The organism is Streptomyces cavernae (assembly GCF_004023625.1).
In the GTDB taxonomy this organism is placed as follows: domain Bacteria; phylum Actinomycetota; class Actinomycetes; order Streptomycetales; family Streptomycetaceae; genus Streptomyces; species Streptomyces cavernae.
The window spans coordinates 372,253-394,210 of record NZ_RPDJ01000002.1 but is presented as its reverse complement, the minus strand read 5'-3'; the positions used below and the strand labels follow the sequence as shown (position 1 = coordinate 394,210).

General features: G+C 69.8%; 15 protein-coding genes. 3 read left to right on the top strand and 12 right to left on the bottom strand.

Features of this window, described 5'->3' with window-relative positions:
• Positions 1-387: 387 nt before the first annotated feature.
• The gene (locus EF387_RS14160) at positions 388-639 is read right to left on the bottom strand and encodes a hypothetical protein (protein ID WP_202918251.1); all 252 of its coding nucleotides are present in this window, start codon (positions 637-639) and stop codon (positions 388-390) included.
• A 72-nt stretch (positions 640-711) separates the two neighbouring features.
• Complete coding sequence (locus EF387_RS14155; RefSeq protein WP_128376869.1) at positions 712-2,499, bottom strand: ABC transporter ATP-binding protein; 1,788 nt, start codon at positions 2,497-2,499, stop codon at positions 712-714.
• A gap of 501 nt (positions 2,500-3,000) precedes the next feature.
• On the opposite strand from EF387_RS14155, the gene EF387_RS14145 reads away from it, so the two are divergent.
• Complete coding sequence (locus tag EF387_RS14145) at positions 3,001-4,269, top strand: DUF418 domain-containing protein (RefSeq protein WP_238431505.1); 1,269 nt, start codon at positions 3,001-3,003, stop codon at positions 4,267-4,269.
• 529 nt (positions 4,270-4,798) lie between these two features.
• On the opposite strand, the gene EF387_RS14140 is transcribed toward EF387_RS14145, so the two are convergent.
• The 7 genes from EF387_RS14140 to EF387_RS14110 all read right to left on the bottom strand — a co-directional run bounded on the left by EF387_RS14140 (position 4,799) and on the right by EF387_RS14110 (position 11,987).
• Positions 4,799-6,226, bottom strand: a complete 1,428-nt coding sequence (locus EF387_RS14140) for an aspartate ammonia-lyase (protein ID WP_128376867.1) — start codon at positions 6,224-6,226, stop codon at positions 4,799-4,801.
• A gap of 194 nt (positions 6,227-6,420) precedes the next feature.
• On the bottom strand, positions 6,421-7,296 hold the full coding sequence (locus EF387_RS14135) for an amino acid ABC transporter permease (RefSeq protein ID WP_128376866.1): 876 nt from the start codon (positions 7,294-7,296) through the stop codon (positions 6,421-6,423).
• Complete coding sequence (locus tag EF387_RS14130; protein WP_128376865.1) at positions 7,293-7,961, bottom strand: amino acid ABC transporter permease; 669 nt, start codon at positions 7,959-7,961, stop codon at positions 7,293-7,295. Before EF387_RS14130 ends, EF387_RS14135 begins: the two co-directional genes overlap by 4 nt.
• Before the next feature lie 80 nt (positions 7,962-8,041).
• Complete coding sequence (locus tag EF387_RS14125) at positions 8,042-8,884, bottom strand: glutamate ABC transporter substrate-binding protein (protein ID WP_128376864.1); 843 nt, start codon at positions 8,882-8,884, stop codon at positions 8,042-8,044.
• Between the two features lie 62 nt (positions 8,885-8,946).
• Positions 8,947-9,723: an amino acid ABC transporter ATP-binding protein gene (locus EF387_RS14120; protein ID WP_128376863.1), complete on the bottom strand. Its 777-nt coding sequence runs from the start codon at positions 9,721-9,723 to the stop codon at positions 8,947-8,949.
• 729 nt (positions 9,724-10,452) lie between these two features.
• Positions 10,453-11,301, bottom strand: coding sequence for a glutamate ABC transporter substrate-binding protein (locus tag EF387_RS14115; RefSeq protein WP_128376862.1), 849 nt, complete (start codon positions 11,299-11,301; stop codon positions 10,453-10,455).
• A complete protein-coding gene (locus EF387_RS14110; RefSeq protein WP_238431504.1) occupies positions 11,298-11,987 on the bottom strand; it encodes a response regulator in 690 nt (229 codons plus the stop codon). The genes EF387_RS14115 and EF387_RS14110 overlap by 4 nt, the downstream gene beginning before the upstream one ends.
• Before the next feature lie 221 nt (positions 11,988-12,208).
• On the opposite strand from EF387_RS14110, the gene EF387_RS14105 reads away from it, so the two are divergent.
• Positions 12,209-15,214, top strand: a complete 3,006-nt coding sequence (locus tag EF387_RS14105) for a hybrid sensor histidine kinase/response regulator (protein ID WP_238431503.1) — start codon at positions 12,209-12,211, stop codon at positions 15,212-15,214.
• 868 nt (positions 15,215-16,082) lie between these two features.
• Here EF387_RS14105 and EF387_RS14100 read toward each other — a convergent pair.
• Both EF387_RS14100 and EF387_RS14095 read right to left on the bottom strand, forming a co-directional pair.
• Positions 16,083-16,976 carry a LamG domain-containing protein gene (locus EF387_RS14100; protein ID WP_420802565.1) on the bottom strand — a complete coding sequence of 298 codons (894 nt, stop codon included), beginning with the start codon at positions 16,974-16,976 and terminating at the stop codon, positions 16,083-16,085.
• Positions 16,977-17,395: 419 nt separating this feature from the next.
• Positions 17,396-18,949: a sigma-70 family RNA polymerase sigma factor gene (locus tag EF387_RS14095; protein WP_128376859.1), complete on the bottom strand. Its 1,554-nt coding sequence runs from the start codon at positions 18,947-18,949 to the stop codon at positions 17,396-17,398.
• 782 nt (positions 18,950-19,731) lie between these two features.
• On the opposite strand from EF387_RS14095, the gene EF387_RS14090 reads away from it, so the two are divergent.
• Positions 19,732-21,165: a glycoside hydrolase family 43 protein gene (locus EF387_RS14090; protein ID WP_128376858.1), complete on the top strand. Its 1,434-nt coding sequence runs from the start codon at positions 19,732-19,734 to the stop codon at positions 21,163-21,165.
• 361 nt (positions 21,166-21,526) lie between these two features.
• On the opposite strand, the gene EF387_RS14085 is transcribed toward EF387_RS14090, so the two are convergent.
• Positions 21,527-21,769, bottom strand: a complete 243-nt coding sequence (locus tag EF387_RS14085) for a hypothetical protein (RefSeq protein ID WP_128376857.1) — start codon at positions 21,767-21,769, stop codon at positions 21,527-21,529.
• Positions 21,770-21,958: the final 189 nt, after the last annotated feature.

Sequence of the window (21,958 nt, the reverse complement as noted above, 5' to 3'; positions counted from 1 at the left end):
GCTCGCCAACTCCCCGCCCTGACCGTATCCGGTGCAGCGTCAGGGCAGCGAAGATCCCGGCACCAGGCTGACAGCCTTGGTACCCGCCTCACCCACGGGCGGACGACGGGAGCTTGACGAGGCGTCCCAGGCGTCCGTGATTCAAAATGCGTGGTGGCGCGCACGTCGGCATGGCCACGCGCCTGGGCAGCGGTCGTACCCTCCCGATGGCCCCTTCAAGAGGGTGCTGAGTCCTCGGTCAGTCGACTGATCAACGGGGATCTCGCGTGCGGCTCACCGACGCCTGTGGGCTCCGTCAGCGGCCTGACGGAGACCGGACAGGGCCGATGTACGACTCAGCGACATCGGCCACACCCTCCTCACCGGCATCTGCGACAAGTCGCCGCGTCACTTCAGCAGGGTGCTGACCAAAGCGACGGCCACTCCCAGAAGCGCGTCGGCACAGCCGATCATGACAGCTCGCCCCCATGCGCGGCCCGCGGCCCGGGAGGCCAGCACGCCCCAGCTCAGCAGCAGGACGGTGTTGATGCCGAAGGCGACGTACTCGATGCCTGTGGAGCGCCACCGGCCAAGGCCCGCCCCCCACAGCAGCAGTGTCGTGGGCAACGCCGCCACTACCAGCGGCCATTCGCCGAGCACGGCACGGCGGTGCAGTGGACGACGAGCACGGCACGGTGCAGTGGACGACCGGACAAACCTGCGTGTGGTGGGTCATCGCGCGGGGGCCAGGAGCTGGGTGGCCGCCAGCTGCGCGTACAGCCGGTCCTGGACCACCAGTTCCTCATGGGTGCCCACCGACCGGACCCGGCCGGCGTCCATCACGACGATCCGGTCGGCGCCGGTCACCGTCGACAGACGGTGGGCCACCACCAGCACGGTGGTTTCGCGGGCCACCTCCGTGACGACGTCCCGCAGCGCCAGCTCGTTGACGGCGTCAAGCTGCGAGGTCGCCTCGTCAAGGAGCAGTAGCCGAGGCTTGCGCAGCAGGGCTCGGGCGATGGCGATGCGCTGCCGCTCGCCGCCCGACAGCTTCGAGCCGCGGTGTCCGACCGGGGTGTCGAGGCCGTGGGGCAGTCCGTCGACGAGGGTGTCGAGCTTCGTCCGGGCCAGGACGTCGTGGATGTCGTCGTCCGTCGCGCCGGGCGCCGCGAACACCAGGTTCTCCCTGAGAGTGCCGGCCAGCACGGGCGCGTCCTGCTCCACGTACCCGATGACGGACCGCAGTTGGGGCAGTGACCAGTCCCGTACGTCCTTGCCGTCGACCAGGACGCGGCCGCCGGTGGCCTCGTGGAACCGCTCGATGAGCGCGAAGACCGTCGACTTGCCCGCGCCCGAGGGGCCCACGAAGGCCGTCATCCCGGTGCCCGGCACCTCGAAGCTCACCCGCGTATGGACATTCGGTAGGCCGGCCCGGTAGCGGAAGGACACGTCCTCGAAGCGGACCGACGCCGGACCCGGCGTCGCTGCCCCCTGCCCGGGCAGGGCGCCCGTCCGCCGGTTCACCGGCTCCGTCGCCAGGCGTTCCACCTGCGCGATCCTGGAGAGCGCGGCCGCCCCCTCCTGATAGGAGGACCCGGCTTCGATCAGCGTGGACACCGGCTCGATCAGATAGAAGAGGTACAGCAGGAAGGCGATGAGGGTGGACACAGGGATCTCCCCGGACGCCACCCTCGCCCCGCCGACCGCGAGCACCGCGAGGAAGGCCAGCTGGACGGCGAGTTCGTCGGCCGAGCCCGCAACGGACTCCCACTTCGCGCTCTTCACGCCGTGCCGCCACGCCCGGTGTGCCGCCGCCTCCACCCGGGCGGTCTCCCGCTCCTCGGCGCCGGACGCCTTGACCGTGCGGAACGCTCCGAGAGACCGCTCCAGCGCTACGGAGATCTCCCCGACCGCCTCCTGCGCCCGCTCGGTGGCCTGCGCGATCTTCGGCATCACCAGGACGACGGCCCCGCCGACCAGCACGACCACCCCGAGCGTCACACCCAGCAGTACGACATCCAGGTACGCCATCATCACGATCGCCGCCACGAAGGACACCGCGCCCGTGGCCGCGGAGACGACCGCCTGGGTGCTGACCGCCCGCAGCAGCGTGGTGTCCGAGGTGACCCGGGACATCAGATCCCCCGGCGGGATCCGCTCCCACTCCGCGATCCGCAGCCGCAGCAACCGCCCCACAAGGGTGCGCCGCGCGGCCAGGACCACCGACTCCGCCGTCCGCTCCAGCACATACGCGCCGAACGCCTCGACCGCCGTGCCCACCAGCACCAGCGCGGTGAGCGCGATCAGGATCCCGGCGATGGTCTCACCGGCGGCGAGCCGGTCCACCAGTGCCTTTGTGGCCAGCGGCTGCAGCAGCCCTCCGGCGGCCCCGACCAGGGCGCACAGCAGGCCGAGGGCGACGGCCCACCGGTGCGGCCGGACGTACGCGCCCAGTGCCTTGAGCGTCTCTCGGGCGGACGGGGACGTCTCATCCGTCGTCGGGGCGGATGCGGTGTTCACGAAGTTCCTTTCTTCTGCAGTGTGCCGGGCACCGCATCAGCGGTCCGGCACACCGGTGCGCGAGCAGGAGTCGGCTCAGTGGACGAGTCCGGCTGTGCTCGTGGCGAGGGCGTGCACCAACGCTTCGCAGACCTCAGGACGGACGACGACCAGGACGAAGGCGCCCGCTGTCAGCGTCAGGCCGAGGCACTCCAGCAGATCGCCCTGCCAGGGACGGCGTCACCGCCCGGCACGTCGGCCGATGACCCGAGGGGAGTGTCGGGCTCCTTGTGTCGCGCACGGCGTGTCATGCCTCCAGCCTGGAAGCCCAGCCGCCCCGCGCCCATCCGGCAACCGTCGGGTCCACCCCCGCCGAGTGGCTGAAGAAGACAGCCGTCCGGTCGCGCCGGACCGGCCGGGACGAGACTCCGCCGGTCGGCAGGGCGGTACCCGCCGATCGGCGGGGCCGTTACCGAAGACTGCCGGATGGTCCGCCCCCTGACTCCCCGCGAGATTCTCCGCATGACACAGACACAGCCGCCACAGGAGACCTCAGCTCCGCAGGAGAACTCGCCTCCGCCGCCCCGAACGTCCCCCGAGTCCGCCGTGCCGGCCTCGCCCGGTCCCTCGATGGGACGCCTCGTCGGGGTGGATCTGGCCCGCGCGCTGGCGGTGTTCGGCATGTACGTCGTGCACATCGGCCCCCCGCTGTCGGCCACGTCCGGCGTCGCCAGCTGGATCCGGTATATATCGGACGGTCACTCGTCGGTCCTGTTCGCCACCCTCGCCGGGTTCTCGCTGATGCTGCTCGCCGGCCGCCGCGAGCCCAAGACCGGCCTGGCGGGCCGGCAGGCGAAGGCCCGGATCGCGATCCGCGCCGTGGTCCTGCTGGCGCTGGGCACCGTGATGGCGATGGAGTTCGGGGGAGTGATCATCCTCGGCTTCTACGGGGTCTACTTCCTCCTCGCCCTGCCCCTGGTGCGACTGCGTGCCAGGACGCTCGCGATCATCGCGGCCGCGTTCGCCATCGTCACACCGCAGCTGGCGTTCGCCCTGACCTCGCTGCTGACCTCCTCGGTCCAGCAGAGCATCAACGCATACGACCCGCTCCGCCGCCTCAGTGAGGTGGGAGTGCTCGATCTGCTGCTCACCGGCTTCTACCCGGCGCTCACGTGGATGTCGTTCGTGATCGCCGGCATGGCGCTGGGCCGCCTCGACCTGTCCTCCGGCGCTGTCCAGCGGCGCCTGGCCGCCCTCGGTGCCGCCCTCACGGCGGCCGCGTACGGCACGTCCTTGCTGCTCGCCGGCAAGGGCGCGTTGCGGAGCCTCGCGGAAGACGGGCCGTCGTCCGGCGGCTCCGGTTCGATGCCCCCCGCCAGCGGGTCGGTACCCCTCGACGGCGGGTCGTTCCCCGATATGCCGGCGTCGTTGCTCCTGACGGCCGGGCCGCACAGCGGCACCACGTTCGACATCATCGGCAGCGTCGGAGTCGCGATCCTCGTGATCGTGGGCGCGACGGTGGCGATGGACCGCCTGCCGCGACTGCGCCGCCTGGCCAAACCGGTCATCGCCGTGGGCACCATGTCCCTGACCGCCTATGTCGGCCACTTCGTCATACAGCCCGCGCTGTCCCTGCCCGCCGGGACCGGCACCCAGCAGTCCTGGGCGCCCCTGCTCATGTTCGTCCTCGGGGCGATCGTGTTCGCCGCGATCTGGTCCCGCTTCTTCCGCCGCGGCCCCCTGGAGTATCTGCTCAACGCTGCCACCAAGCCGACGAAGTACATCCGATGACACCAGGCCGGGGTGGGACGTCTCCCTGCCACCCCGGCCCGGACGGCTCACAGGACTCTCAAACCTGCCCGCAGCGGATTTCCCTTCCGACGCATGGAGGACGGAACGGCGACTCTGTGGTCTGCGGCCGTGGACGCTCTCGCCGTCGGCACCGACGTGACGGTGACGCACGACGACCAGCCCGGTCTGGCGGTCCACGTGATCTGCGACAACCTCTCCGCCCACAAGGCCCGTGGGTCCGTCGGTGGCTGGTTGAGCAACCGCGCTTCCTCCTCCCGCACCGTCGCCCTTCCCCGCGCGACCGGACGACCCGAGGCGGCCGGGCAGCGGTTTCCTCCAGTCCGCGCGCGATCGGGGTGCGGAGCGGCCAGGATCACGCACGGGCTCGGTGCGGTGGAGGTGGGGTGGCACCCGCTTCGCACGGCGATCCGCCCGTCGGCAAAACTGCGCCGACGGCACCTGTTCGTGTGCGGCACCAGGCGGTCACCGTCACGGTTCCGGCCCGGGGCCATCGCCCGGCGTCCCGTCGTCACATCGTGGATGCCTGCAGGTCGTGGCCCCCGGGGCGGGCCAGGGTCTCCGGGCGAAGGAGGCGGTGCAGTTCGTCGGAGGACAGCAGTCCTCGTCCGAGTACGACCTCGGCCACCGAGCGGTGTGTGGTGAGTGCTTCCTGGGCGGCGGCGCCTGCCTGGGCGTAGCCGATGTGCGGCGTGAGGGCGGTGATGATGCCGATGGTGTTGTGGACGACGGCGTGGAGGTGTTCCCGGTTGGCGGTGATGCCGTCGACGCAGCGTTCGGCCAGGGTCAAGCAGCCGGCCTGTAGGTTGGTGAGGCTTTCGAACAGGCAGTGGGCGATGAGCGGTTCGAAGGCGTTGAGCTGGAGCTGACCGGCTTCGGCGGCCATGGTGATGGCCATGTCGTTGCCGATGACCTTGAAGGCGATCTGGTTCACGACTTCGGGAATGACCGGGTTCACCTTGCCCGGCATGATGCTGGAGCCCGCCTGTCGCGGCGGGAGGTTGATCTCGCCGAGGCCGGCGCGCGGGCCGGACGACAGCAGCCGCAGGTCGTTGCAGGTCTTGGAGAGCTTGACCGCGATGCGCTTGAGCACACCGGACAACTGGACGAAGACACCGGCGTCCTGGGTGGCCTCGACCAGGTCGGGGGCGACGGACAGCTCCAGGCCGGTGATGTCACGCAGATGCGCGCAGGCCAGTGCGGTGTAGTCGGGATGGGAGTTGAGACCGGTGCCGATCGCGGTGCCGCCCAGGTTGATCTCCCCCAGCAGGGCGCGGGCCTCGGCGAGGCGCTGCTCGTCCTCGCCCAGCGTCTGCGCGTAGGCCCCGAACTCCTGGCCGAGGGTCATCGGCACCGCGTCCTGCAGCTGGGTACGGCCGGTCTTGACGACGTCGGCGAACTCCTCGGCCTTCGTCTCGAAGGCGTGCCGCAGTGTGGCCATGGCACGCTCCAGGCGTTGAGTGGTCTCGTGCAGGGCGACCTTGAGGGCGGTGGGGTAGGCATCGTTGGTGCTCTGCCCGGCGTTGACGTCGTCCAGGGGGTGCAGGTGCCGGTACTCGCCGCAGCTGTGCCCGAGGAGCTCCAGTGCCCGGTTGGCGATGACCTCGTTGGCGTTCATGTTGGTGGAGGTGCCCGCGCCGCCCTGGAACACGTCGACGACGAACTGGTCGTGGAGCCTTCCGGAGCGGATCTCCTCACAGGCGCTGATGATCGCTTCGGCCTTCGCGGGGTCCAGCAGGTCCAGGTCGCGGTTGGCCGCCGCCGCGGCCTGCTTGACCGCTGCCAGGCCGTTGACCAGGTCGCGGTAGGCGGAGATGCGGATGCCGGTGATGGGGAAGTTGTGCACCGCCCGGAGGGTGTGTATGCCGAAGTAGGCGTACTGCGGTACGGGTTCGTCCCCGAGAAGGTCGTGCTCGATGCGGAACGGGTCCTCCGCCATGATGCGTACTCCTGAATCCGGCCGCGAGGGCCGGGCTTGGGGTGATGGCCGGTGTGGTGCCGCTGAGGACGTGCAGCCGACCGTTGGAGAGATGAGCCGTCGACGCGGCGGAACGGCCCGGGGCGGGTGAGGAACGCCCACGCCGCCGACCCGGGCGGGTCCGCGAACTGCGACCGCTCGGCCTGTGGTTCGGGTCAGACGGAACCGACCGGCTCGGCCACCGGCGCGACGGCGGTGTCGCCGCCCTTCGTGGACCCCGTCCCACGGCCGCTGCTGATCTTGCGCCGCAGCCATTGGGCGACGGCGTCGAGCGCCATGTTGAGGAGGATGAAGATCGAAGCCACCAGCATGGCCGCCGGGATGACGTTGGAGAAGTTCGCGGCGATTCCGTTCAGGCCGCGGTCGACCAGCTCGTCGTAGCCGACGATGAACCCGAGGGCGGAGTCCTTGAGCAGCACGACGAACTGGCTGACGATGGCCGGCATCATCGCGGTGATCGCCTGCGGCAGAAGGATGAGGTGCATGACCTTGCCCTTGCGCATGCCGAGCGCCTGCGCCGCCTCCATCTGCCCCGACGGGAGGCTCTTCACGCCCGCCCTGAGGGTCTCCGCGATGACCGAGCCGTTGTAGAGGGTGAGGCCGAAGACCACGGCGGTGAACGGGGAGACGTTGACCCCGATGATCGCGTAGGAGCCGAAGAAGGCGAAGAAGATGAGCAACAGCAAGGGGACCGCGCGGAAGAACTCCACGATCGACGCGGCGGGGACGCGGATCCAACGGTGCTCGGACAGCCGGGCTGTGGCGAACACCGGCCCGAAGACGGCTGAGAACACGATGCCCAGCGCCGCGGCCTGGAGCGTGCCGAGCAGGCCGGGCACGATGAAGGTCGTCCAGACCTCGCCCCGCAGCAGGGGCCGCCACTTCTCCGCGTCCCACTGCTGCTTGGCGTCGAACCGCGTGTAGATCACGTACGCCAGGCCGGCCAGCGCGACGGCGAAGACCGCGGCCAGCAGCCGGTTGCGGCGCATACCCCGCGCACCGGGGACCTCGTACAGGTTCGAGTGGCTCATCGGGCCACCTCCAGGCGACGGGAGAGCCAGCCGAAGAACAGGCCGGTCGGGAGACACAGCACGACGAAGCCGGCGGCGAACCCGAGGAAGATCTGGATCACTTGGTCGCCATACACCTCGATCATCTCCCGCATCCGGACGGATGCCTCCGCGACACCCGCCACCAGGGCGATGGTCGTGTTCTTGGTCAGGGCGATCAGGATGCTTCCCAGGGGCATGATCACCGCACGGAACGCCTGGGGCAGGACTATGAGCCGCAACGTCTGGACGAAGCTCAGCCCGGCTGCCCGTGCCGCCTCCGTCTGCCCCAGGGGGACGGTGTTGATGCCCGCCCGCAGGGCCTCGCACACGAACGCCGACGTGTAAGCGGTCAGGCCGACGACGGCGAGCCAGAAGTTGTTGGTGTCGACGCGGTCGGAGAACTCCACACCGAGGTTGGCGCCCACACCCAGGCTGGTGAACAGCAGGATCAGAGTGAGCGGTGTGTTGCGTGCCAGGGTCACGTACGCCCGGGCCGCGGCGCGCAGTACCGGAAGCGGGGAGACGCGCATGCCCGCGAGAACGGTACCGAGGGTGAGAGAGCCGAGCGCGCTGAAAACGGTGAGTCGCAGGGTCATCCAGAACGCGGCGAGGATCGTCCCTCGCTCGACTATCAGTGCGTCCATCAGGGCCTTAATTCGTCGGGGCGGGCAAGGGCCGGGCAGTTGCCCGCCGTCGCCGGTTGCCCGCCGTCCAGCGGTTGCTGTCAGTAACGGTCGAGGCGCGGGGTCTCGGGGACCTTGAAACCGGACGAGCCCAGGCTGGACTCGACCGCGCCCTTCCAACTGCCGCTGTCGAACATCTTCTTCAGGGCGTCGTTGATCGCGTCCCGGCCCTTCTTGTCGTCCTTCTTCAGGCCGATGCCGTAGTTCTCGGTGCTGAAAGTCTTGCCGACCAGCCTGAGCTTGCCGGGGTGCTGCGATGCGTAGCCGGCCAGGATGGCGTTGTCGGTGGTGATCGCGTCGAGTTGACCACCCAGCACCCGGTCCACGCAGGCCGAGTAGCTCCGCTCCTCCTGGAGCTGCACCTGCTTGGCGTAGCTGTCCTTGATCTTCTGGGCGGAGGTCGAGCCGGCGACCGAACACAGCTTCTTGCCGTTGAGCGAGTCGGGGCCGGTGATGGACTTGTCGTCGGCCCGCACCAGCAGGTCCTGGCCCGCCACGAAGTACGGACCGGCGAAGGAGACCTTCTCCTTGCGCTCGTCGGTGATGGAGTAGGTGGCCACCACCATGTCGACCTGCCCCTGCTCCAGGAACGCCTCGCGGTTGGCGGACACCGTCTCCTTGAAGGTGATGTTCTTCGGGTCCGCGCCGAGCGCCTTGGCGACATAGGTGGCCACGTCGATGTCGAGGCCCTTGAAGCTGCCGTCGGGGGTGCGCAGTCCCAGGCCCGGCTGGTCGGCCTTCACACCGATGACGAGTTTCTTGTCGTTCTTGGCCTTGTCGACGACGGACGCGTTGCTGTCGCTTCCGCTACCGCCCCCGCAGGCGCTGGTGCCCAGCGCGACCATCACGGTGGTGAGAGCGGCAGCGATCAGTCTCTTGGACATGGTGAACCCCTGGTTTCCCGTGGTGAGTGGATAGGCGTGGCTGTGTCGGCGCGAGGGCCGGCTCAGTGGGTGAGGATCTTGTCGAGGAACGACTTGGCGCGTTCGCTGCGCGGGTGGGAGAAGAAGGCGTCGGGGCTGTTCTGCTCCACGATCTGGCCGTCGGCCATGAACACCACGCGGTCGGCGGCCCGGCGGGCGAAGCCCATCTCGTGTGTGACCACGAGCATCGTCATGCCGTCGCGGGCCAGGGACGTCATCACGTCGAGCACCTCGTTGACCATCTCCGGGTCGAGCGCGGAGGTCGGCTCGTCGAAGAGGATCACCTTGGGGTCCATGGCCAAGGCCCGGGCGATGGCCACCCGCTGCTGCTGACCTCCCGACAGCTGGGCGGGGTACTTGTCGGCCTGGCTGGCGATGCCCACGCGGTCGAGCAGTTCGCGGGCGCGCTGCTCGGCGGCCTTCCGGTCCTGCTTGAGGACCTTCACCGGGGCGATGGTGACGTTCTCCAGAACTGTCTTGTGGGCGAAGAGGTTGAACCCCTGGAACACCATGCCGACCTCGGCGCGCAGCCGCGCCAGTTGCCTGCCCTCGGAGGGCATGGGCGTGCCGTCGATCATGATGATGCCCGAGTCGATGGTCTCCAGCCGGTTGATGGTGCGGCACAGAGTGGACTTGCCGGACCCGGAAGGTCCGATCAGCACGACAACCTCACCCCGGCTCACCGCCAGGTCGATGTCCTGCAGAACGTGCAGTCGGCCATAGTGCTTGTTGACCTTGTCGAGCACCACCAGATGGGTGTTCGCCTCCTGCTGCCGTCCTGCCGGCAGGTTCTTGGTCATGGGCACACGCCTCTCCCTTTACTGGTGATCTGCCGCCGCGATGCCGTTCCCGGTGGCGATGGCGATACCGTAGGAGCGGCTTTTCGCCGCAAGGGACTTGTGCGCCTTGTGCTCAGCGTGAGGGCGCCGGAGGCGTCGGTTCGGCCGTCTGGCCCGGCAGCCGGTGCCCTCCCACGGCGTCCGGGCGCACCGACGCCGTACGGAGTCGGGGTGTTCGCTGGTCGTTCCGGCGGGATCCGGCATGCGGAAGCCCGGGCCGCCCGCGGCCGTTCCCCGTGGGAGCGGCTCGTCGCCGCAAGGGACTTGTGCGCCTTGTGCTCAGCGTGAGGGCGCCGGAGGCGTCGGTTCGGCCGTCTGGCCCGGCAGCCGGTGCACTCCCACGGCGTCCGGGCGCACCGACGCCGTACGGAGTCGGGGTGTTCGCTGGTCGTTCCGGCGGGATCCGGCATGCGGAAGCCCGGGCCGCCCGCGGCCGTTCCCCGTGGGAGCGGCTCGTCGCCGCAAGGGACTTGTGCGCCTTGTGCTCAGCGTGAGGGCGCCGGAGGCGTCGGTTCGGCCGTCTGGCCCGGCAGCCGGTGCACTCCCACGGCGTCCGGGCGCACCGACGCCGTACGGAGTCGGGGTGTTCGCTGGTCGTTCCGGCGGGATCCGGCATGCGGAAGCCCGGGCCGCCCGCGGCCGTTCCCCGTGGGAGCGGCTTGTCGCCGCAAGGGAGTTGCGTGGCTGTGCTCAGCGTGAGGGCGTCGGTTTGGCCGTCTTGGGGGACACGCCCATCACGCCGATGGTGTTCCTGAAGACCTCGTCCCAGCCCCCGTCGGTCAGGAAACGGCGGATCAGGCCGTTGAGATAGCCACGGAAGGCGCTGTCGCCGCGGCGCACACCGATGCCGTACGACTCCCTGCCGAAGGGGCTGCCCAGCAGCCGTAGGGAGTCCGGGTGTTCGCTCATCAGCCCCAGCAGTATCGAGTCGTCGGTACTGATCGCGTCGATCCGCCCCTCGAGCAGAGGAGACACACACTCGCTGTAGTTGTCCACCACCACCAGCCGGGCATGCCGAAGCCGGGCCTTCAGCCGCTCCAGGGGGGTGGAACGGGCGCCCGTGCACACCGCTTTGCCGGCGAGGTCGGCGACGGTGCGCATGTCCGTGTCCGTGTTGCGGACCAGTACGTCCTGCCCCGAGTAGTAGTAGGGGTCGGTGAAGTCCACCAGCTTGCGGCGCTCGTCGCTGATCGAGTACGTGGCCACGACGATGTCCACCACGCCCCGGTCGAGGAAGTCCTCCCGATTGCGGGGCATCGTCTCGATGAACCGGATGTTGTGCTCACTGCCGGTGAGGTCCTGGGCCACCATGCGCGCGATGTCCGCGTCGAAGCCGGTGATCCACCCCGTTGAGGGGTCCTTGTACCCGAACAGCGGCAGGTCGAACTTGATGCCGACGGTGAGCACGCCCCGTTCCCTGATGCGGGCCATGGTCGAGTCCTTGGGGAAGCGTGCCGCGGAGCCGTCCTCCCCCGCCGGGCCGCAGGCGCCGAGCACCAGACAGCCCAGGGCGGACAGCACGGTTCTGCGGACGATCACGGCGCCCACAGACGGTACCGGTGCTGGGGCCGGCCCGTCGCGCCGTAACGCAGGCTCTCCACGACCTGCCCCTGCTCGGTGAGGTACCCCAGGTATCGCCGGGCGGTCGCCCTGCTGATCCCCACCGCCTCGGCGGTCTCCTGCGCCGACAGGTCCGACTCGGCGGCGGCCAGCGCATCGAGTATCGACTGCTCGGTGGGGGCCGAGACCTTCCTCGGGCGGTTGACCGGGTCGAGGTGCAGCGAGCGGAAGATCCGGTCGATCTCCTGCTGTTCCACCGCCCGATCGCCCCAGGTCAGGCGCGCCAAGGCCGCCGCGTACCGGTTGAGCGTCTGCTCCACCGTCCCTGTCCGGGTCGGCTTGACCAGGTAGTGCAGGGCGCCGCGCTGCATGGCTGCGCGCACGGCGGCCGAGTCCCTCCGGCCCGAGATCACGATGATGTCCGGCGACGGACGCCCCGGCTGGTGAAGCTGGTGGGCCATGTCAAGCCCCGGCATATCGGGCAGATGAAGATCCAGGAGTATCAGGTGTGGAGCGAAGCGGCGGGCCGCCGCCAACCCCTCGCGGCCCGTGTGGGCGATCGCCACCACCCTGAAACCGGGAATGCGTTTGACCTGCGCACGCAGGGTGGCGGTGACGACCGGGTCGTCATCCACGATGAGAAGGGTGATGTCCCTCACCGCCATCGCCATGCTCCTCCCGATGTGGCGGCCATGCCGACGCTGCAGGGTCACAGGATTCCGGACCGAGGGGCGTGTCCTGGGCCTTTTGTTCCTTGTGCTCACGGCGTCGCGCCAATTGTTGACGGTCCGCATTAGCATCTGGCAACACTCGCCGCACGACCGCGGCACAACTGTTAGGTCCACCCGTTCCGCCGGAGGTGAGCGCGCTGGGATGGCGATCTGCCGTGACCGGACGGCGCGCGTCCGCACGGTCCGGTCGAGGCGGTGACGGCGACCTGCGCTGGCTGCTGGCGGTGGCCCTGCTGTGGGTCCTGCTCGGCCTGCTTCCGCTCGGCCTCCTGACCTCCTCCAGCATCAGGCTGTCCGATCAGGCGGTACGCAGTGAGGTACGCGACCGGGTCCAGACGACGGCCTCGGTGAGCCAGGTCGTGGTGGAGCAGCAGATCGGCTCCTTGAAGCAGCTCGTCAGCGCGTACGCCGAACGGCCGGGCGTCCGCTCCGCGGTTGCCCCGGGCTCCGGCACGCCCGCGCCGGCCCTGGCCGGCACCCTCCGCGAACTGGCGCGGATGCGGGCCGGCATCAGCGGCGTGATCGTCACCCGAGCCGACGGACGGCTGATCGGCGCGCAACCGCCCAGCGAGCTGATATCGGACGTGCGAGGCACCGACTGGTACCGCGCGGTCAGCAGGCAGAAACAGGCCTATGTGTCCCAGGCGTACACGCCCGCCATGCGGGGCGTGTCGCGGGCGGTGGCCGTCGCAGCCCCGATCCGGGACACCCGCGGCCGGCAGGTCGGCATCCTGGCCGTCGTCTACAGCCTGGACGCCATCCAGACCTTCGCCTCGGAGGCGGCCGCGGCCCAGGGCATCCAACTGCTCATCACGGACCAGACCGGTGTCCTGGTGGCCGACCCGAGGGGCAGGTTGTACGCGCTCACCTCCCTGCGCGAGGACCCCCGGGTGGACGCGGCACTGGCCGGCCGTACGCTCTTCACCACCCAGCGCGGCTTGGACGGGCTGGTGCTGTCGGCCTCCCGGCCCATTCCCGGCATCGGGTGGACGGTCACCGCGGAGGTGCCCGCCGGCGAGGCGCTGGCCTCCGCCGGACGGCTGCGCAACCGGGTGCTGACCGTCGCGGCCCTCCTCGCCGGACTGATCCTGGTCGGGCTGGCCTTCCAGATCCACACCAGCCGCGGCCGTCGGCGGGCGCAGCGGACCCTGGCACGGTACGCGCAGGCACTGGCCCGGGCCCGGGACGAGGCCGTGACCGCGTCAGCGGCGAAGTCCGAGTTCCTGGCCAAGGTCAGCCATGAGATCCGCACGCCGATCAACGGCGTCCTGGGGATGAACACCCTGCTGCTCGACACCCGGCTGGACGACGAGCAGCGGCACTACGCGGGCACCGTGCAGGAGTCCGCGCAGAACCTCCTCCGTCTGCTGGACGACTTCCTCGACCTGTCGAAGATCGAGGCCGGTCGGCTGCGCATCGAGACCGTGCCCTTCGACCTGCCGCGGCTGTGCGACGAGGTGGTGGCGCCGTTCGCCCCGCACGCCCACCGGCAGGGGCTGTGGCTCACACTGCACCTCGCCGAGGACCTGCCCCAGCACGTCCTGGGCGATCCGGTGCGGCTCCGGCAGGTGCTTACCAACATCCTCGGCAACGCGCTGAAGTTCACCGTCCAGGGCGGTATCGACCTGAAGGTCGCGCTGGAGGGGCCGGCCTCCGCGCCGGGCGGTCCACCGGCCGGCGACCCGGCGGTCCTGCGGTTCACCGTCACCGACACGGGCATCGGGGTCGACCCCGAGGACCGCGACCGCGTCTTCGAGACCTTCCGCCAGTTGGATTCCCCTATCACCCGCCGCACCGGCGGCAGCGGTCTGGGCCTCGCCATCAGCCAGCAGCTGGTCGAGTTGATGGGAGGCAGGATCGGGCTGGACAGCGTGAAGGGAGTGGGAAGCCGCTTCTGGGTGACCCTGCCGGTGCCCGTCCTCAGGGGGACCGCCCCAGCCACCGGACAGCTGGGCGGCCGCCGCGTGATCATCGCGGACGCGGACGACGAGAGCCGCGCCCTGGCCGACCGCATGCTGACCGGCGCGGGTCTGGCGGTGGACCAGGCGGCGGACGCGGCGGCTGCCCTGGCGGCGCTGCGCAGCGCGGCTGCCGACGAGACGCCCTTCGACCTGGCCGTGATCGACCTGCATATGACGCTCGACGGAGGCGGCTCGCTCGCCGAAGCCGTCCTCACCGACCCCCTGCTCGGTGCCACCGGTGTCATCGTGCTGCTCAGCCCGGGACGCACCGGGGCCGCATGGCCGGCCGCCTCCCGTCCGCAGGAGCGGGCCGTCCAGTCGGTCACCCGCCCGGTGAGCCGCCGCCGACTGCTGGCGGCGGTCGAGAACACCCTGGGTACGGACGGCGACCAGGGGGGCCACCCGGACACTGCGCAGCACAGCGTGCCCAGGGCGGGGCACCGGGCGTCCACCGCCGCGGAGACGACGGTTCGCATCCTGGTCGCCGAGGACGACGAAGTCAGCTCCCAGGTGGCCCAGCTGGTGCTGCGGCGGGCCGGCCACCATGTCGACGTGGTCGGCGACGGCGAGCAGGCGGTGCGGTCGGCGCTCCACGGCCGGTACGACCTCGTTCTCATGGACTGCCAGCTCCCCGGGATGGACGGCCTCGCGGCCACCACCGAGATCCGGCGGCGCCAGCCGGACGGTGAACGCGCTGCGATCGTCGCCATGACGGCGGCGGCCATGCCGGACGACCGCGCCCGTTGTCTGGAGGCGGGCATGGACGACCACCTCACCAAACCCGTGGACTGGCAGCAGGTGCTCGCCCGGGTCCCCGTCTGGACGGGGATGCGCACCGGCGAGCCCACCGGGCCGGAGGAACCGGAGATCACCGCACAGCTGTCGGACATGCCCCCGGAGGCAGTCGCCGAGATCGCCGAGGCCTTTGCCACCGCGGCCCCGGAGACCCTGCGACGTCTCCGGGACGCCGTGGACGCGGGGGACTTCCACACGGCGGGCATGGCGGCGCATCGCCTCCAGGGCAGCTGCGCCACCATCGGGGCCTCCCGCGCCGCGGACCTCTGCCGGCGCCTCGAACAAGCCGCGCACACTCGCTCCCCGATGTCGACTGGCGATGACGCTCTGGCCCGGCTCGACCACGAGCTGCGCCTGGCCGTTGACGAACTCCGGGGCATGGCCGGAAAGGGCCGGGCCGACTGAGGGTGCGGCCGGCCTGTTCCCCGACCCGCAGATCGAGATCCATCGAGGCGGTCATGAGGTCGGCGATGCCTCGTCGGGGCGTGCCGCCGGTGCTGATGGCGGTGGTCGGCCCGGTGACTCGCGGATGGGAAGGACGGCCGGGTGACACGGGAGGACGAGGCTCATGGGCGTGCTTGACACTGTCCGGCTTGGTGGGGCGAGGAGCGGTGGCCGGGAAACGGCCGGATTCTCTCGGACTTCGACGACAGCGGGTGGCGAGGCCGTACGAGGCAACACCCCGCCAGGCGGTGCCCGCGTCGTAGTGGGCATCCCATGGACCGCGGTCTCACCCACCGCCGCTTTCACCCACCTCATGTAGTGGACGTGCCTGGCGTTGGTGTGGCTGCTGATATCCGTGCGCACCACTGAGTCACAGCGAGAACAAAGGAACCGCGTGTCATGGCGCAGCTCCCGAACACTCGGTGGGCGGCCGGCGACCGAGACTGGGCGCATGTGCCAACATGCCAATCGCCCGGGCCCGTCACAACCGACGTACACGAGCCTCTGATGACCTACCCTGCTCGACGTTCGACATCTCAAGCCGAACGAGCGGCCGGAGAGCGGTGCCCGGCAGGCCGGGGCGGGGTGGAGGGTGACGGCGCCGCCGGTCAGGCCGCCCGGCTTCCTGCGGGTCCGCTCCAATTTCCTCACGTCCCCCGCACGTCGCCTGGACCTTGCTTTCGGCTTCACTGCGCAACCGGTACCGGCTCCGGCCTGATGCCGGTGCGCAGCCGGAGATCCCGGCGTGTCGGAGGTAGTACGGCCGCCGGGCCAGGCCGGTGGCCCGCAGGGGTTTCGCGGTGCGGGCCACCTGGCGATCGGACCGCGATCAGGCCCAGGGGCTGACCGCCCGCGGGGTGCCGGAGGCCGGGCTGGTTGTCGCGCCCTGGGCGAGGGCGAACTGCGGGGCGAGCGCGGTGAGTTCCGCGCCCGCCTTCATCGGCAGCGTGATCCTGCTGTTGGCGTCGTCGATGAGGGCGTCGATCTTCAGCGAGGGGTGGGTGGCCGCGGTGATGCCCGTGGTGTTCCCGCTGAGTTCGAAGACCTCGATGGGCGTCAGCGCGCGGTTGTAGACCCGGAAGTCGCGCATCTTGCCCTTGAAGGGCTTGTCACTGCTGTACAGCGACTTGCCGATGTAGTTGGCCGTGGTGATGCCCGACCCGATGGAACCGGGGGTGACGGTGACCGACGTGTTGCGGGCCACCTCCACGCCGTCCTGGTAGAGGACGCCCGTGGTTCCGGTCTGGGTGCAGGTGACGTGCTTCCAGACCGAGCGCGGCAGCGCGGCGGAGGTCCGGGTGTTCTGCTCGGTGGAGAAACCCCCGGACGCGACGGCGGTCCGGTACGAGTTGCCGGTGGTGAACAGGTACCCGTTCCCGGCACCGTTGCCGGTGTTGCCGAAGCCGTAGAGGAAGTACGGCGTGGCCTGGGCCGCGTCGATCTGCGCGTCCATCGAGACGGTGATCGAGTTCATGCCGCTCATGATGTTGTCCGGCACCTTGATGTAGGTGTCGGAGCCGTTGAACGTGAGCCCTTCCCCGGAGCCCGACCAGCCCGCGGTGCCGTTGACGGTTCCGTTACGGCCGTTGCCCGAGGAGTCCACCGCCACGGTGCCCGAGGTGGCGTCGAGTTTGTACCAGAGAGCCAGACCGTCGGTGATTTCGGCCGCCTGGGCGGGAGCCGACAGGCCCAGGGCACCAGCCAGGAGCGCGGCGGCGGCCACGGTTGCAGCGGCGCCCGGCCGAAATCTTCGGCGGCGCCGAGGTCTCACCTTGTGCATGGGTTCACATCTCGTGACGAAGGCATGCCTGAGGAGAGGGCTCACGACCTCGGCCGAGGTGCTGTCGTGCCGCCCGTATGACATCGCGCTGCGTGAGTGTGGATTGAGTCGTGAGTCAACGTCAACACTTTACGAACAATGTCCGGCAGGTCGAACAACTTCCTTCAGGGCTAAGGGGTCCTTGCACTATGAGCGTCCGATGAGGTCGCGTGGTCTGGTGCCGTGCATCGCAAGGCGCCGGAGAGCCCAGGTAGATCCGCTACCTGGGCTCTCCGGCAACGCGGCGAGGTGCGGTGCCAGACCACGCGACCCGGGCGGGCATAGTGCAAGGACCCCTAAGGCACCCCTAAGGCCGTTCAGCGTCAGGTCCAGGGCGCCACGAGGACGAAGGAGCGGCTGGCCCGGTGCGCGGCCGTGTTCTCGGAAGGGTCGAGCCACAGCTGGAGGTTGTCCCGGTGGCGGAGGTAGCGGCCGGGGTAGTTGTACGACTCCAGGGAGACCGAACCGGCCGTGGAACCGGAACGGGGGCAGAAGGTGGCGTCCTTCTGGAAGATGGCGGATCCGTCGTCGGTGTCCAGCCGGATGCGGAAGGCGTAGTGCCGCAGATACCTGCCCGTGGCGTCCCTGAGTGAGTAGCAGCTGGGGTCGGCCAGGCCGGGAACGAAGGTGAAGGTGGCCGCCTGGCGGGTGGCCGCGGAACTGGTGGCGCCGACCGGGCCCAGGATGCCGAGTCGGCCGGACTGGCTCACGTGCTCGCCGGGGTTGTCGACCGACCGTAGGGCATGCCGCCCCGAAAACCGCGCCTCAGCGGTCGTCGCCGGGGATGCTGTCGGCGTCGGTGTGGGTGTCGGTGAGGCGGACGTTCTCGGGGACGGCGGCATGGACGAGGCGGCGGACGGCAGCGGGGCCGCGACGGCGGGCCGCGGGACCGGCTCGTGTGACCCCGCGGCGGTGTACCAGGCCACTCCGGCAGCAGCGAGCGTGACGGCACCTGCGGCTGCCGTCGCCGCGGGCTTGGCGGCCAGCCTGCCGATCGTCCGCACCATACGACTTGCGCCGCTCGCCGTACCCGTGCCCGCGCCAACGGTCGCCCCGGCCGAGTCCGCCCCCAGCGTCCTGGCCAGCACCAGGCCGACCAGTCCGACCGGCATCGGCACCAACGCGAGGCCGGCCAGCAGCCCCTCTGCCGGTATCAGGTCGGACGAGCTCAACAGGCACTGCGGACAGTCCCGGACATGGCGTGCCAGCCGCTTGCGCCACAGCGCGGACGGCCGCCCGTCCCACGAGGCGAGCACGGCGGCCAGGTCCGGGCAGCGCGGTGAGGCCGTCACTGCTCGTACAACGGTGCGCGCCGTCTCCAGCCGTTCCTTGACCCGCTGGATTCGAACCGCAGCATGCTGCGGGGTGAGGCCGCATGCCCCCGAGAGTTCGCCGCGGGTCAGTTCACCTGCGCACTCCATCCACCACAGCGCGAGCACCTCGCGTTCCTCGTCCTCCAGCCAGCGGGTCGCCTCCACCGCTTCACGCCGCTGGTCCGACAGCGCAAGCCGCAGAATCGCCAGGTCGGAGAAATCGGCCTGCGGGTCTGTTTCCCGGGCGTTCTCCTCCAGGGGTTCCGCAGTGAGCCAGGTGCGCCCTCTGCGCCACCGGTCACGGATCTGTCGCACGGTGATGGCGACGAGCCAGGACCGGAACCGATCCGGTTGCTCCAGTCCGGGCAACCCGTCCAGGACCCGCATCATCGTCTCCTGGACCACGTCGTCGACGTCGCTGTGCCCGTCCAGCGCCCGCCCGACGATGTTGTAGACCAACGGCAGACAGTCCCGTATCAGCTGTTCCGAGGCCTGCCGGTCGCCGGCCCGCGCCGCCATGACGACAGTGACATCCGGCCGTTCCCGCCTGTCCTGCGAGCGCACCCCACCCCACCCGTCCCGTCACCTTGCCGATGTGTCGAGGACGACAGTGTGTCAGGAGCGTATCCGGAGGATGTGCGTGGGTCGCTGCTCCGGTGCCGCCCCACGCCTTCGTCCGTTCCGTGTTTTCCGTTATACGCGACGCGCCGATGCGTCTCCTGTGCGTACACCCCATCCCGAGGACAGACGGAGGCCACGGTGTTTCCGCTGCCTTCATCTCTCTTGACACCTGCTTTTACATCCCTCTAACTTTTCGCCGGATTCACGAACAATGTCCGACATATCGAACAGAGTGCCCACTCACCGGCACTTCCGGCTCGCATCCGCTTCCGCTCCGCGACATGAAACAAGGATGTCTCTGTCATGAGCATTGCTCCCGCATCCGCCGGTGCGGAACAGATCGTCCCCCGGCCGTTCTCCACGGCGACGGGGCTCGCCGTCCTCGCCGGGGGTGCGACGGCCGGGACGGGGTCGGCTGCCCCCGTCGCGCAGGCGGCCCCCACGACGTTCCCGAACCCGCTCGGCAGTTCCGCCGATGGCACAGGCATCACTCCAGTACGCCTCCCGCCTCGGCACGACCAGCAGTTCGCGTGGGTCGCGACCGACGGCTGTCACCGGATCAGCCCGTCACAGCGGCAAGTGTGTCAACGACGTCGGCGCCTCGACCGCGGACCTGGCCCTGCTCGGACAACGCACCTGCGGCACAGCCGGCGGCTTCCAGTGGTCACGCGTCCGGCCCCCGCTTCCACCCCGGCCCGGCACCCGTAGAAAGACAGGACACGCACATGCCAAGGCTGCTCACCCGGCTCGCGGCGACATTGGTCGCCGTCGGCCTCTTCTTCACCTCCCACTCGCTGGCCACCCCTCAGCGGGCGGCCGCTGCCGACCCGGGCTATCTGATGCTGCACTTCACCGGAGAGGGGTCGACCGGTCAGCAGATGTACCTCGCGCACAGCGCGGACGGCCTGCACTGGAACGACCTCAACGACGGAGCATCGATCCTGCGCTCCACGGTCGGCACGAAGGGGGTGCGTGACCCCGCACTGGTGAGATCGCCGGGCGGTGACAAGTACTGGATCATCGCGACCGACCTGTGCTGGGGCTGCGGGTCGACCGTGGACGGCTCCATCAACAACGGCAGCCGCAGCATCGTGGTGTGGGAGTCGACGGACCTGATCAACTGGTCGGAGCCGTGGCTGCTCAACGTCGCCGGCGCGATCCCCGACGGACGCAACGCCTGGGCGCCGGAAGCGATCTGGAACCCGGCCACCAACGACTTCGTCCTGTACTGGGCGACGAACGTGCCCCTCGACGGCAAGACCAAGCACCGCATCTTCTACGCCCGCACCACCGACTTCCGCACCATCACCACCCCGCAGATCTACATCGACCGCCCCGGCACCCAGGAACTCATCGACACCCAGATCGTCGAGATGCCGGCCGGCGTCGGCAACTACCGCTACGTGCGGGCCTCCGGCGACGGCCAGATCACCCTCGAAGGCAGCAACTCGATCCTCGGCACCTGGACCAGCCTCGGCAACCTCTCCGGCATCGGCCTGACCGGCTCACAGGTCGAAGGCCCGATGTGGATGAAGTTCCGCGACCGCAACGAGTGGGCCCTCTACCTCGACCAGTACGCCTCCCGCGGCGGGTACATGCCGGTCACCACGACCAACCCCTCCGCCCCCGGCACCTACCGGATTCCGGCGTCGGGAACCTACAACATGGGCATCACCAAGAAGCGCCACGGCTCGATCCTGAACCTCACGGCCGCCGAGGAGTCCCGCGTCCTCGCCCGCTGGCCCAGCACCCCGGCCAACCGGCTCCAGTCGTACAACTTCCAGGACCGGTACGTGCGGCACGCCAACTACGACGTGCGCATCGACCAGAACGTCAGTACCAGCCCGGACTCCCAGTTCCGGATCAGGCCCGGCCTGGCGGGCTCCGGCACCGTCTCCTTCGAGTCGGTGAACTTCCCCGGCCACTTCCTGCGGCACTCCGACTACGACTTCCAGCTGGTCCGCAACGACGGCACCACCCAGTTCGCCGCGGACGCCACCTTCCGCCAGGTCGCCGGCCTCGCCGACTCCAACTGGTCCTCCTTCCAGTCCTACAACCACCCCGACCGCTACATCCGGCACTACGCCTACCAACTCCGCCTGGATCCGATCACCACCGCGACAGGACGCAGCGACGCCACCTTCCGCGTGACGAACTGACCCGACCTCACCGCGGGCAGCGCCCAGGGCGACCAGCTGGAGCAACGCCCGTTCGACGGCGCCGACCACCAGATGTTCACCGTCTCCTGATGCCGCTGAACGAAACAGCCGTTCAGCAGTGCAGCACTGGGTCACAACCCTGCGCCCCAGGCCGGGGCCGTGGCCGAGGACCACGGCCCCGGTGACGGCGGCGGTGCGACGGTGGTGGCCACAGCGACCGCCCCGTCCAGCCCGCCGACCGTCAGCGGCGGGAGTCTTCCAGCCGGAACCAGGGCTCGTCAGGGACGACGTCGCGCGCAGTCCCGGCGGCACGATCACGGACCACGGTGACGGTACTCGGCGGCACGGTCGGTGGACAGCCTCATGCGAGGGGAGAACTGAGCCACTCCGCTCCCCACGTGCTCGCCCCCGCTGCCCCTCTGGCGTGTCCGATGAAGGAGACCTCGGCGGCCTTCTGTCCGTTGGCCTGGAAGAGGGCCGTACGGGCCGCGCCGCCGCCTTTGGTGTCGGCTATGTCGACGACCTTGGCGCCCGTGGCGACCGGTGTTCCGGGGCGCCCAGCCCATCGGTACCGGTGACACCGCGAACCGGTGGGAGTCACCACGGCGGGTTCCATCGGACGCAAACCCGCAAGTAGCCAAGCCTTTCGTGTCGCAGGACTAGACAGATGCAACGTTCCTGTCCGTTAATCCATCCCATGTGTCAGTGGAGAGGGCTGCTGGGACCGAGACTTCCATGAATCCCAGGCCTCGTTGCCCAGCAGGGCTGCCGCCTGGCCCGCAGTCGCCGACTC